Source organism: Mannheimia sp. USDA-ARS-USMARC-1261 (assembly GCF_000521605.1).
Classification (GTDB): Bacteria; Pseudomonadota; Gammaproteobacteria; order Enterobacterales; family Pasteurellaceae; genus Mannheimia; species Mannheimia indoligenes.
The window spans coordinates 2,211,048-2,223,600 of record NZ_CP006942.1 but is presented as its reverse complement, the minus strand read 5'-3'; the positions used below and the strand labels follow the sequence as shown (position 1 = coordinate 2,223,600).

16 protein-coding genes and 2 tRNA genes are annotated in these 12,553 nt (G+C 39.4%); 2 read left to right on the top strand and 16 right to left on the bottom strand.

Annotation, left to right across the window (positions count from 1 at the left end; all coding sequences use genetic code 11):
- Positions 1–218: 218 nt before the first annotated feature.
- From X781_RS12695 to X781_RS10790, 4 genes are all read right to left on the bottom strand, one after another.
- Complete coding sequence (locus X781_RS12695; RefSeq protein WP_442914794.1) at positions 219–938, bottom strand: IS256 family transposase, variant Zn-binding type; 720 nt, start codon at positions 936–938, stop codon at positions 219–221.
- A gap of 155 nt (positions 939–1,093) precedes the next feature.
- On the bottom strand, positions 1,094–2,395 hold the full coding sequence (locus tag X781_RS10800; RefSeq protein ID WP_025236873.1) for an L-cysteine desulfidase family protein: 1,302 nt from the start codon (positions 2,393–2,395) through the stop codon (positions 1,094–1,096).
- Between the two features lie 12 nt (positions 2,396–2,407).
- On the bottom strand, positions 2,408–3,685 hold the full coding sequence (locus X781_RS10795) for an amino acid permease (RefSeq protein ID WP_025236872.1): 1,278 nt from the start codon (positions 3,683–3,685) through the stop codon (positions 2,408–2,410).
- Between the two features lie 29 nt (positions 3,686–3,714).
- A complete protein-coding gene (locus tag X781_RS10790) occupies positions 3,715–4,383 on the bottom strand; it encodes a helix-turn-helix transcriptional regulator (protein ID WP_025236871.1) in 669 nt (222 codons plus the stop codon).
- A gap of 241 nt (positions 4,384–4,624) precedes the next feature.
- On the opposite strand from X781_RS10790, the gene X781_RS10785 reads away from it, so the two are divergent.
- The gene (locus X781_RS10785; RefSeq protein ID WP_025236870.1) at positions 4,625–4,915 is read left to right on the top strand and encodes a DUF5377 family protein; all 291 of its coding nucleotides are present in this window, start codon (positions 4,625–4,627) and stop codon (positions 4,913–4,915) included.
- A gap of 79 nt (positions 4,916–4,994) precedes the next feature.
- Entirely contained in the window at positions 4,995–5,906 is a 912-nt protein-coding gene (xerC, locus tag X781_RS10780) for a tyrosine recombinase XerC (protein WP_025236869.1), read from the top strand.
- Here the strand turns inward: xerC and X781_RS10775 are convergent.
- The 12 genes from X781_RS10775 to X781_RS10720 form a co-directional block, all read right to left on the bottom strand.
- Positions 5,903–6,280: a YbaN family protein gene (locus tag X781_RS10775; RefSeq protein ID WP_025236868.1), complete on the bottom strand. Its 378-nt coding sequence runs from the start codon at positions 6,278–6,280 to the stop codon at positions 5,903–5,905. The two genes, xerC and X781_RS10775, sit on opposite strands and share 4 nt — an antisense overlap.
- Positions 6,281–6,439: 159 nt before the next feature.
- Positions 6,440–6,529, bottom strand: a tRNA-Ser gene (locus X781_RS10770).
- A 76-nt stretch (positions 6,530–6,605) separates the two neighbouring features.
- A tRNA-Ser gene (locus X781_RS10765) sits at positions 6,606–6,695 on the bottom strand.
- 91 nt (positions 6,696–6,786) lie between these two features.
- The gene (trmA, locus tag X781_RS10760) at positions 6,787–7,878 is read right to left on the bottom strand and encodes a tRNA (uridine(54)-C5)-methyltransferase TrmA (RefSeq protein WP_025236867.1); all 1,092 of its coding nucleotides are present in this window, start codon (positions 7,876–7,878) and stop codon (positions 6,787–6,789) included.
- Positions 7,879–7,949: 71 nt separating this feature from the next.
- The gene (locus X781_RS10755; RefSeq protein WP_025236866.1) at positions 7,950–8,282 is read right to left on the bottom strand and encodes a DUF413 domain-containing protein; all 333 of its coding nucleotides are present in this window, start codon (positions 8,280–8,282) and stop codon (positions 7,950–7,952) included.
- A 133-nt stretch (positions 8,283–8,415) separates the two neighbouring features.
- Positions 8,416–8,664: an FAD assembly factor SdhE gene (locus tag X781_RS10750; RefSeq protein ID WP_025236865.1), complete on the bottom strand. Its 249-nt coding sequence runs from the start codon at positions 8,662–8,664 to the stop codon at positions 8,416–8,418.
- Positions 8,664–9,608 carry a 4-hydroxy-3-methylbut-2-enyl diphosphate reductase gene (ispH, locus tag X781_RS10745; protein WP_025236864.1) on the bottom strand — a complete coding sequence of 315 codons (945 nt, stop codon included), beginning with the start codon at positions 9,606–9,608 and terminating at the stop codon, positions 8,664–8,666. The genes X781_RS10750 and ispH overlap by 1 nt, the downstream gene beginning before the upstream one ends.
- Positions 9,609–9,618: 10 nt before the next feature.
- A complete protein-coding gene (gene lspA, locus X781_RS10740) occupies positions 9,619–10,098 on the bottom strand; it encodes a signal peptidase II (protein ID WP_038644054.1) in 480 nt (159 codons plus the stop codon).
- A 102-nt stretch (positions 10,099–10,200) separates the two neighbouring features.
- On the bottom strand, positions 10,201–10,539 hold the full coding sequence (gene glnB, locus X781_RS10735) for a nitrogen regulatory protein P-II (protein WP_025236863.1): 339 nt from the start codon (positions 10,537–10,539) through the stop codon (positions 10,201–10,203).
- A gap of 8 nt (positions 10,540–10,547) precedes the next feature.
- Positions 10,548–11,153, bottom strand: coding sequence for a molybdopterin adenylyltransferase (gene mog, locus X781_RS10730; protein ID WP_025236862.1), 606 nt, complete (start codon positions 11,151–11,153; stop codon positions 10,548–10,550).
- Positions 11,150–12,067, bottom strand: a complete 918-nt coding sequence (gene ccmI / locus X781_RS10725) for a c-type cytochrome biogenesis protein CcmI (RefSeq protein ID WP_025236861.1) — start codon at positions 12,065–12,067, stop codon at positions 11,150–11,152. The genes mog and ccmI overlap by 4 nt, the downstream gene beginning before the upstream one ends.
- Positions 12,064–12,546, bottom strand: coding sequence for a cytochrome c-type biogenesis protein (locus X781_RS10720; protein WP_025236860.1), 483 nt, complete (start codon positions 12,544–12,546; stop codon positions 12,064–12,066). Before X781_RS10720 ends, ccmI begins: the two co-directional genes overlap by 4 nt.
- Positions 12,547–12,553 lie beyond the last annotated feature (7 nt).

Genomic DNA, 12,553 nt, shown 5'->3' with positions numbered 1-12,553 from the left:
TGAACTAGCCATAGTGGACATTTTTGAGTCTGCTATGGCTTTATTTTCAACTCTTTTGGCAAACAAAATCCTTTATAAACATCATCTTATGTTCATCAGTTAGTCCTTGATGTGGCACTAATTTGACTTTCATTTGTCTAAAAAATGACTCCACCAAGTTGGTTGTATGTGCAATGTTTAACTCGGGATACGCTTGATAGGTAAATAGATAGTTTATGCTACGTTTTAATCCAATAAGCACTCCGTAATCGCTTATGTTTAAATCGTTTTGGGTTGGTTGCAGAACGTTCATTGAAATAACCTTTATGTTTATTTAACCATACAGATAGGGCTAGAGTAAGTGTTCCTTGTGTTTGAAATTTAAGTGAGTAATAAAGCGATAGTAGCTCTTTTCCTGCCTCTGATTTTGGTGATTTTGTTAAATAAAAAATACCTCGCCCGATTTGATGAAAGTGGCACATTTGGGTAGGAATATTGGGGTAAGCATTTAATAATCCTCTTCTTCCATCACAGGTAATTGATTGAATGTTAATTCCTTTTTCAATTAACGCTGAGATAGCGTCAAAATAATATTGATTTTTCTCCGCAGAAATAAAGCGAAAATAAATCGGCTTTAAAGATAAGGAATCCATTAGGATAAGTACAGCAAAACGTTGTTTAAAGTGAGTGGTATCCATCACGATATTTACTGTTTGAGGAAGAGATTTTTGCTCGGCTTTTGTCGCTTTTTCGAGATGCCTTCTAATCGTCCGTTCAGAACATTGGTATTCAAAAGCAAGTTGTTGAATCGTTTGTTTTTGAGAACTGTACTTAAACCAAATTTCTTCGGAATTAAGTCGCTTAGATGCGACAAAGTTACGGTTACAATCAAGGCATTTATAGCGTTGGATACCGTTAATTTTACCGTATTTTTTGAGATTAAAAGATGAGCAGAAAATGCAATTTTTTAGGCATTTTTATAAAAAGTAGGTTAAAGCCTTATATTACAAGGTTTTAACCTAATTTACAGACTCAATTTTGTCCACTATACCAAATTTTCCAGAAAAAAGACTGCTTGCAAGCGGTCTTTTTGATCGAGAGTTTTACAAAACGATTATTTCAATTTAGGTTTATTTACCATAATTTCAATCACTTGTTTGTCAGTGTATTGCATACTGCGTGAGGCAATACTACAGAGGTTATTGATCGAACGATCGATATCGTATTCGACAATGCCTTCATTGCCTGTGACTTGACTGTTATCCAAGGACATCAGAATGGACTTGTAGCTTGAGGTTACACTTGTGGAAACCTTCATTGCACAGCTGTTAGATGCTCCATCACAGATAATTCCGCTAATATCTCCAATCATACTACTGATTGCCATACTGATATTTTTGAATTTTCCTGTTAATAACCATGCAACACCTGCACAGCTTCCCATTGCGGCAGTGGTTACCGCACACAGTGCTGATAATTTAGGTAATTTGCTATGAATATAAATTGCCATTAAATGAGAAAGAAATAGAGCACGAATCCGTTTTTCTTCGCTAACATTTAAATGGCGTGCAACAACAACGACCGGCATTGTCGCAGTGATACCTTGATTACCAGAGCCGGAGTTGCTCATGGCTGGTAAACTCGCGCCTCCCATTCTGGCATCAGAGGCTGAAGTGGTTTCAATTACAATCCGATTAAGTAAATCATCACTTATTAAACCTAATCCGATTTGTTTTTGTAATGTTCGTCCGATATGTAATCCATAATCCGCTTTTAGCCCTTCTTGTGAGAGAGAAGTGTTTAATTGTGCTGCTTGCTCAATAAAACGGATTTTTTCCAAATCGACAGACATCGAGAAGTCAAAAATATCTTTTGCTGTTAGGGCAGTAAAGACATCAGTGATGTTGTCATTATTGACGGCACAAGGTTTACTTAACAGTATTTCCCCGTTTTTTTCGATGTAAATCACATTGGTATGATGTTCGGCAATTCTTACGCAAACACGTTCCGATTGATGAAATAATGTCGCTTCAGAGTATAAAATATGCTCGGTTTCTAAAATGGAAACGGACACTTTATCCTCTTTAAGCATCGTTTTAGCTTGCTCGACTTGTTCTGGTGTAATATTTTTCAACACTTCTAATTCACCATTTGGATCACCACCAATTGCACCGATTGAGGCTGCCATCGGCAAGCCAACCATTCCTGTACCAGGCACGGTAACACCCATGCCATTTTTCATTAAATTTGGTGAAACTTTAGCTTCGATACGCTCCGGTAAATGCCCCAAATATTGACGTGCAATCGCAGAGGAAAGGGCAAGCGAAATCGGCTCGGTACAACCTAATGCCGGTACTACTTCGTGGTTGACTGCATTAAGAATGGATTGTTCCAATTTTTCACAATGAATGTTCATAACTAACCTTATTTACTCTAAAAATGTGAGGAATGGAGAGATGCACAGTAAAATCCCCGTGATGATAATAATATTGAGTGCTAAGCCTTTATATTTAAATAACGCAGGTACTTTATATACAAGGTATGCAGGAATCAAGCACCCAACTAAGCCAAAAATCGGGCTACAAATAGAGGTAAAGCTCAAGACGGGGGCGTTAAGTACAATGGCACTCCAAGCGAGTAGCACAGAGAATATCATAATACCTTTTTGTACATAATTCGGATTGATTTTTTCAGCAGGGAATTTTCTTAATAATAGATTCATGATAATCCCTTGTGTAGCTTCTCTAAATCCTAAATAAACACCGAAGAATGCAGTCATTACTGCAAAGATATTGAGTGCTACGCCTACATAGGTTGCCCAGCTACCCGGGAAGAATTGTGCTGCAATTGCTAATGCAGAAACGTTTTGCTCATAAGCTTTTAAGGCTTCTTCTTTCCCCATTGCGAGAGTAAAGGAAACAGCATAAAAGAAAACGGTAATAAATAAGATAGCAAAAGCAATATTCATTGCTCGTAATGCCTTATAGCGAGCTACTTCTCGTGATACTTCTTTAGCTCGATAAGAAATTACCATCGGGCTGAGTGTTTGTAAAAATAGAATTGATGTGAGTGTGAAAGGTAATGTGATAATTGCATCTTTGATCAGTTTTCCAAATGGAGGCAATGCCCCGATATTATTTAAATTCCACATCCCTACCATAGCAACTCCTAAAGCGGCAACAACTAAGAGTTTGGCTAGCACCATAAATGTAGAGATTTTAAAGAGTAATTGTTCCCCTCGTGATGACAGTGCAACTAGAATGCATATTAGTATTAGACCGTAAAAAGGGTTTTCAGAAAGTAGCGTATCCGTGACACCAAAGGTAAGTAAATAAGAGGCACTGTCATTCGTTATAGCAGTAGAGTAAACGAACAGCCAGATCACTAACATAATGAAATAAAGTATGCCTAAAAATACTCCCCAGTTTTTTCCTAAATACCCACTGATAACCGTTGGATAGTCGCGGCATTCGGGAGATTCTGCTAAAGTATTAATGAAAAGACGTTGGAAAAGGTACATTGCAGGATAGCCAATTACCGAGGAAAGTAAAAAGACCCACATTCCCATCAGTCCGACTTGAACAGGTAAGAATACAATACCCGCGCCGATAGCCATTCCTATACTCATAATGACCCAACCAAAATCAGTTGAATCAAATTTTGTTGCTTGCTTAAATTCAGCAGGCGAGAGTTTTTGAGTATCCATAGATTCTCCTTGATTAGTAATAGTAGAAATTAAATATTGTTTTTAAATTCTCTTAAATGCTTATAAATTGCATGGCTGGTAAGAGATAATTTTTCCGCAACGATAGGCACAGCATCTTTTAATTCAAAGATCCCATTTTCAAATAAGTAGAAAATAATTGATTTCTTGTAGAGTTTTGAATTTTTAGCTGTATGTTGTTCTATCTCGGTAATCGCTTTATAGAAAGTTTCTTCAATCAGTTCTTTAGGTTGTGTAATAAAGTTTTCGCTTTTGTGATACAACGGAATGGGGTCATTTGCCATAAAAGAACTCACGGTTTTATCTAGAGGGGTAGATAAATTTAAATTAATACAAAATAAACCGATAGGTACCCCTTTATGGCCAATAATGATATGGGTAGTTGATTTAATTAAGTTACCGTTATTTAACCTTGAAAAGTAAACTTGCTTACTAGATGATTTATCCTTTTGGTAACTTTTTAGTAACTGTAACCCTTTATCTGTAATTGGGGAACCTACTTTACGATTAGTATGATGACCATTAATAATTTTGATGATTGAGTTTTCGTATGCATTAAGGGAATGAATCACTACCTCGCAAAACTCGCCTAACAGGCCTGCTACAGCTTCACTTAATGAAAAATAAGATTGCATAATTTCTTGGTCTATATCATCAAGATAATCTAATCTCTCGGTCATATTTCCTCCTTATATTTTGGTTGAATTATAGTAACAAGTTTATTTTGGTCAACTAAATTTAACTTTACTGGTTGGGTAAAGTCATGGTTTTTTGACTATGATCATGTTTTTAGGCGATTAATATCATGATTAATGTGACTATTGGAATGAATATCTCCCTCTATTTTCTCAATCAAAGGTAGTAAATTTTGCCTAGCTTGATTAAAATGCAGTAAGATTTTATAAAAATAAGGAAAACACAATGTCAGTAAAAACCGAAGTTTTATTTAGTAATCATTGGAATGTGCGAGTGAGCGACCCGGGCTTTGAGGGTTCAATCAGCCATTATTTTGAAACGGTTTATATTACGCTTGAGGCTCATATTAACGGGGAAAGTGTGCAATATGAGTTTACTCGCAAGGTGGAAGATGAAGTGAAAATTCATCGCAGTTTTACCGATATTGATGAGTTATTTGAGTTTTTAGGCGAATATTTAAGCCCTGTGGCACTTGGGAATGTGGGTGTTCGCATCGGGCAGTTGGGTTTAGCATAATCCATTTTAGTAGGGACGCACTGAGTGCGTCCCTACTTGCAAATTTTCCCTAAAATATAACCGCTTGTAACAGCCATCTATGAATACCACTAACCCCCTTTTCCAACAAACTCAGCCTTATTGGGATTTTCTGCGAATTGAAAAGCAGGTCAGCCCGCATACATTGAGTAACTATCAACGCCAGCTAATGGCGGTAAGCGAGCTTTTTTCGCAAGCGGGGATTGAGCATTGGGAAGAAGTGGAAAGTAGCTCTGTGCGTTGGATGCTCAGCCAAAGTCATAAACAGGGGCTAAGTGCGAAAAGTATCGGCTTGCGGTTGGTGGCGTTGCGGCAATGGTTTGTCTATCTGATTAAAGTTGGGCGAATGAGTGCAAACCCGACTTTGGGGGTGAAATCGCCGAAAGTAGGCAAGCATTTACCGAAAAATATTGATGCCGAGCAGGTCGGGCAGTTGCTTGCGATTGAAAGCGATGAGCCAAGTGATTTGCGTGATCTTGCAATGATGGAGCTGATGTACAGTTCCGGCTTGCGGTTGTCTGAATTGCAAGGGCTGGATTTGGGCGATATGGATTTATCGGCGAAAGAGGTTAGGGTGCAAGGTAAGGGCAGTAAGGAACGTATTGTGCCGATTGGCTCACAGGCGTTAAATGCACTGAATCGTTGGCTTGAGGTTCGCCTACAGTTTAAGCCACAGGATAACGCGGTATTTTTGAATAAGCGTGGAGGGAGGTTGTCGCACCGCTCCATTCAGTTAGCGATGAAAAAGTGGGGCGAGCGTCAGGGATTAGAAAGTCATCTGCATCCACACAAATTACGCCACTCTTTCGCCACCCACATGTTAGAGGCGAGCGGAGATTTACGGGCAGTTCAGGAATTATTGGGGCATAGTAGCCTTTCGACTACACAAATTTATACCCACTTGGATTTTCAACATCTTGCCAAAATTTATGATTCTGCACACCCAAGGGCGAGAAGAAAGAAAGAGGATTAAGGCTTTATCGGCTCGGCAGGAAGGGTTTTCATTTTGCAGAAGAAATACCAATATTGAATAATCACTAATACTGCAACAGCGATTTTCCCACCAATATGTGGTAAGGTTAAAAAGGCAAATAGCGTAAACGGAAAGGAAATTGCTAAAATTGTGATTTTTTGCTTCATCGTCATTGCCCGTTTCTCATCATATTCCTGCAAATATTTTTTATACAGTTTGGTTTGAATAAACCACAAGTGCATTTTCTCTGAACCTTTGGTAAAACAGAATAAGGCTAAGAGTAAAAAAGGTGTAGTAGGCAGCCCTGGTAAAACTGCACCAATAGCCCCAAGCCCGATGCAGATAAACCCGCAGATAATATAAAGTAATTTCATCGCAATTAATTGTACTTTAGTTTTTGAGAATAAATCGCAATTATACTAAAGGAAGCGAAAAAGGATTTCAAACTATTTCTATGATAGCAAGCGGTTTCTTTTTTCAGATTTTTTGCAAATAGAAATAAAAAACCTGTTGAATAATCAACAGGTTAAATATGGCGGAGGAAGTGAGATTCGAACTCACGGAGGGCGTTAACCCTCGCCGGTTTTCAAGACCGGTGCATTCAACCGCTCTGCCATTCCTCCGGGTTGAAAGTCTATTAAATTGTTGTTCTCTTAAAAGAGAAAATCTGCTGATAAATATCAGCAGACTTAAATTCGATGGCGGAGGAAGTGAGATTCGAACTCACGGAGGGCGTTAACCCTCGCCGGTTTTCAAGACCGGTGCATTCAACCGCTCTGCCATTCCTCCGTTGAAAACGTTGCAATAATAGAGATTATTGCAATCATCGTCAAGCAATAAATCTTAAATTCTGCTTATTCGTTCTTTTTTTCAGCATAAATTATTTCTTTATCAACCAAACGCCACTTTCAATATGGTGTGTGTAAGGGAACTGATCGAATAATGCTGCTTTTTCAATACGGTGGGTTTGACTTAATTGCTGTAAATTGTCCGCCAATGTGTGCGGATTACACGAAATATAGAGAATGCGATCGTAAGCCTGCACCATATTCAGTGTGTCTTGATCCAATCCTGCTCGTGGCGGATCGACAAAAATCGTGTTGCAATCATAATCTTTCAAATCAATCCCTTTTAGGCGATAAAATTCACGTACGCCGTTCATCGCTTGGGTAAATTCTTCTGCTGACATTCGGATAATTTGTAGATTATCAATGCCGTTTTGCTCAATATTATATTGAGCTGATTGCACTGAAGATTTGGAGATTTCCGTTGCTAGAACCTTGCGGAAATTTTCCGCTAATGCAATAGAGAAGTTGCCGTTACCGCAGTAAAGCTCAAGTAAATCGCCCTCACTATTTTGGGTACAACGTCTCGCCCATTCTAGCATTTTGATATTCATTTCTGCATTAGGCTGAGTGAAACTGTTTTCTACTTGACGATAAACGTAGTGCTTGCCGTCAATCGGCAATACTTCTTCCACATAATCACAATCTAAGGCTATCTTTTGTTTATTTGCTCGCCCGATGATTTGCACCTTAAAGCCTTGATTTTCTAAGCGACTTTTCAACGCTTTAGCTTGCTCAATCCATTCTTCACCAAGCGTTTTGTGATAAAGCATTGATACGGCAATTTCACCGCTTAGCGTACTTAAATAATCCACTTGGAACAGCTTACGAGTTAAGATGTCGTTACCGTTAATTTCTGTCAGTAACGCTTGCATCATTTGATTAATTAGCTCGCTTGCAATCGGAAAGCTATCTACACGATAACGCTCTTTGGTTTCTTGATTAAACATTATGTGGTAAAGCGAGCCCTCATCGTGCCAAACCCGAAATTCCGCACGCATACGGAAATGGCTTGGCTTAGAGGCAAACACTTCTAATTCAGGAGCATTAAAAGGTTTGAGTAAAGCGGTCAGATTTTCGGTTTTTTTTGCAAGAAGAGCGGAATATTGTTCAATCGGAAGTGTCATTTTTTACCACGAATAGAAAATGAAAAAACAAACCACGAATTGCTTCGTGGTTTTATAGCATAAATTTAAGATTATTCAGCTGCACTGAAATCATCGCCGGCATCGCTACCCGCATTACCTGAAAGGGTGTAAATGCGTTTAGTTTTACTGGTCAGCGTGCGGTATTTTAACCACGCTTTTTCGATATCGCTTTGTGCAATTTCTTCGCCTTTCATTACAGCAACGAAGCGTTTTTCTTCTGCGGTTTTAGGTTTACGTTCGCCTGTTTCTAAAGCCAAGCACGCTTGACCGAACTGCTCTAAAGTTTGTGATTCACGAATAGTGTAATCACCGTGACGAGAAAAGCCACGAGGGTAATTTTTATCATCGAAAAAACGGCGTGTAACGCTAAAACTATCTGCCATAATATGCCTCATTGTTTGAAATTAGGGAAAAGAAAATCGGCATACATTAAACAAAAATGGCGAATAAATCAAGGTTTAATGGCAAAAGCGGCCAAATTTCCCTGATTTTTTGCAAATCCGGACGATTTGTGATTTATCGTTCGATTTTAGCACGCATCAATTCAATCAGATCTGAAATAGCTTGAGTTGGGGCGGGTGCTTGCAACATAACCCAACGGAATAATTCAGGGTCGGTGTAGCTTAACATTTCAACAAAGGCTTGTTGCTGCGTTTCGTTAAGTCCATCAAAATGATTTTTGTAAAATGGCATAATCATTTTGTCTAACTCACGCATACCACGACGGCATTCCCATTCAAGTTTAAAGCGGTTAATTTCTGTCATTATTTTACCTCTTTAATGCGAAGTTCTTTCGGCACTTCAAAGACAACAGCTTCTTCATTGCCAGCAAGGGTTTCTACTTCTGTTACACCTAATGTTTTTAAGTGTGAGATAACAGATTGCACTAATACTTCAGGAGCAGAAGCACCGGCAGTAATACCGATAGTTTCAACTTCTTCAAGCCATTTCGGATCAATATCTTGCGGACCGTCAATCAGTTTTGACATCACGCCCATTCGAGAAGCGAGTTCTGCTAAACGGTTTGAGTTAGATGAATTTTTCGAGCCAACTACAAGCACTAGCTGCGATTGTTCCGCTAATTCACGCACTGCGTGTTGGCGGTTGGTAGTGGCATAGCAAATATCGTTTTTGCGAGGACCTTGAATCGCAGGGTATTTCTCTTTCAACGCATCAATCACACCAATTGTGTCATCAATAGAGAGTGTTGTTTGCGTCATAAAGGTGAGCTCATCATTGTTGGATACCGGCAGATCCGCAATATCTTCCACCGATTCCACCAAATAAATTCCACCTTCTTCGTTGCTATATTGCCCCATTGTGCCGATGACTTCCGGGTGTCCTTCGTGCCCGATGAGAATGGCTTTTGTGCCTTTTTTACTGGCTCGAGCAACCTGCATATGGACTTTGGTTACCAGCGGACAAGTTGCATCAAACACTTTTAAATTACGGCGTTTGGCTTCTTGGCGGACCGCTTGAGAAACCCCGTGAGCGGAGAAGATCACAATTGCATCATCAGGCACCTCGTCCAATTCTTCAACGAAGATCGCCCCTTTTGCTTTTAAGCCATCCACCACAAATTTATTGTGAACCACTTCGTGGCGAACATAAATCGGTGCACCGTGAATTTCCAATGCGAGTTCTACAATGGAAATGGCTCTATCTACACCGGCACAGAAACCACGAGGGTTTGCTAATAAAACTTTCATCTAATCACTCTTACTTTGTCTTTTCTTTTTTCGTTATAAAGGCTTCTAAAATCAGTAAGCCTGCTCCCACACAGATGGCAATATCCGCCACATTAAAGACGGGATAATGGTAAATATCCCAATAAAAATGAAGAAAATCCACTACATAGCCGTTATAAGCACGGTCAATCGCATTACCAATTGCACCGCCGATAATTAAGGCATACGCAGAATTTTCTAATTTTTTGACCGCTTGATTTTTCCATAATGCCACAACTAAGGCGAGGGAAATCACAATTGCCAGCCCTAAGAAGAAATATTTTTGCCAGCCGGAATGATCAGCGAGAAAACTAAAAGCTGCACCATAATTGCGTGCATAAGTTAAGTTAAAAATAGGCAAGATATTAATACTTTCGCCAAATTCAAAATGTTGTACAACGATATATTTTGACCAAAGGTCGATGATGATAGTAACTAAGCTAATCCAAAGAAATTTAAGTCCGGTTTTCATTCCATATTCCAAATGTAGGGGCGTACATCGTACGCCCATTTAATTTTGGAGCGTATGTTATACGCCCTGCAAGCGGTCTATTTTACAAAATTTTTTGCAAAATCAAATTGCCTCTTCGTTTTCTTCGCCTGTACGAATACGAATAACACGTCCAACATCATAGACAAAAATCTTGCCATCACCGATTTTGCCGGTTTGAGCAGTTTCCATAATCGCTTCAATACACTGTTCTTCCAGTTCATCAGGAATCACAATTTCAACTTTTACTTTTGGCAGAAAATCAATGGCGTATTCCGCTCCACGATAAAGCTCTGTATGCCCTTTTTGTCTGCCGAAGCCTTTGATTTCAGTAATGCTCATACCGCTAATGCCCACGTCTGTTAAGGCTTCACGTACGTCATCTAATTTAAAAGGTTTGATGATTGCTTCAATTTTTTTCATCGTTATTCCTATTTTTCTCTACGAGCTGATTTTGGACGGAAACTTTCGCACACTTGCGGATTGGTTTCGACATAAATTTCACTTAAAAGTTGTAGGCAATACGGTACGGCACTGAAAATGCCTTTGACTAACACTTTGCCGTTTTCATCTTTTACCCCTTCGAGGGTTTCTTTAATTGCTTTCGGCTGTCCGGGTAAGTTGAGAATTAAGCTCTCATTGCGGATAACACCCACTTGGCGAGAGAGAATTGCGGTTGGCACGAAGTGAAGGCTTACTTGTCGCATCTGTTCGCCAAAGCCCGGCATTTCTCGATGAGCAACGGCAAGCGTAGCATCAGGGGTAACATCACGTTTTGCCGGACCTGTTCCGCCGGTGGTTAAAACCAAATGGCAAGCGTGGTTATCCACCAAATCAATCAAAGTTTGCTCAATGAGCGGTTGCTCATCGGCAATCAATCGGCTTTCTACCTCAAAATCATTGCATAATGCAGCTTTTAGCCAAGCTTTCAATTCGGGAATACCTTGATCTTGGTAAACCCCTTGTGAGGCTCTGTCAGAAACAGACACTAAACCGATTTTCAATTTTTCTTTACTTGGAGATTTACAAGCGGTCATTTTTTCTCGCCTTTTTGCAATTGTAACTCTTGTTTATCTTGTTCACTTAAATTTGATAATGCCATATTAAAACTACGCTCAACCGTAACTTTACGAGGATCTTCATCTGGCAAGAGCTTTAACATCATTCCCCACGTCATCGCCGCCATTTTGAAATCTTCTTTTTCAAACGAGTGGAAAGCAAGCAGGCTTAACGCATCAAAATTGGTGTGATCTTGACGGATAATCTGTTTTAATAACGTTTCGCCTTGTGTTTTATCTTCCGGTGCTTCGGAGAAAAGTAGAAGCTGAGCGTGGCTTAATTTGTAAGCTAAATTATCAGGTTTTAGCTGAGCGGCTTTGCTAAACGCATCGTGAGCTAATTGACCGTCATCTAACGCCATACCGATTTGCCCGAGCATATACCATTTCTGATCATCGTTTGGATTTTTCTGCAAATCAACGCGTAATGCCATTGCAAATTGGTTCATCTCTTCGGTTGAAAGTGGATTTTTATCTTCTGATTTCAAGCGTTCATAGAAATAGTCTAATTTTTGATGGGTAGTGTCTAGCATTGAGTTTGAAAGCCACGAGCCGACATTGCTATAAATTGCAAAGCTAATGCCGCCTACAAACAAAATCAATGAAACAAACCACGCCTTGCCGAGCTTTAATTTTTCACCTTGAACGGGCTGAGTGTTTTCAGGAATGTCGTCTAATAAATTTTGTTGTAGCTCTAATTTTGTGCGTTCAGGATCGTCAATAACGCCTTCATTTGCTTCGTTTTCCACTTCTTTTAAGCGATCAAAATAGAAAGCTTTATTTAAACTATCGCGTTTGCTGGCATCAATTTGCTTATTCTTTTTAAGCAAAGGATAAAACGCCACAACACAGACGATTAGAGTGATAAAAATAATGGCTATCCAGAAACTCATTTGTTGTCCTTATTTAAAATTTGGTTAAGACGCTCTTGTTCATCTTGGTTTAAATGCTGAATTGGTGTTGCAAAATTTTGCGAAGAATTGACCGCTTGCGGTTTCGCTTTCTTGCGGCGGAGCACAAAACCAAGCCCCAGTGCAATTAAAATTAACGGCAGAACCCAAAGAATAAGCGTTGCTGGTGTCATTGGCGGATTGTAAGTAACAAAATTGCCGTAACGTTCAATCATATACTCCACCACTTCATCTTTGCTTTTCCCTTCTTTGAGTAACTCTAAGGTTTTTGCCCGCATATCGGTAGAAATTGTTGCATTTGAGTCCGCAATATTATTGTTTTGGCATTGCGGACAGCGTAGTTCTTGAATTAAGGCACGATAATCCGCTTCTTGTTTTGGACTATCAAATTTATGAAGCTCAACAGGAGCAGAAAGAGCCACATAGCTTGCAAAAATAAAGAATAGGCTAAACTTTTTCATCATTTTC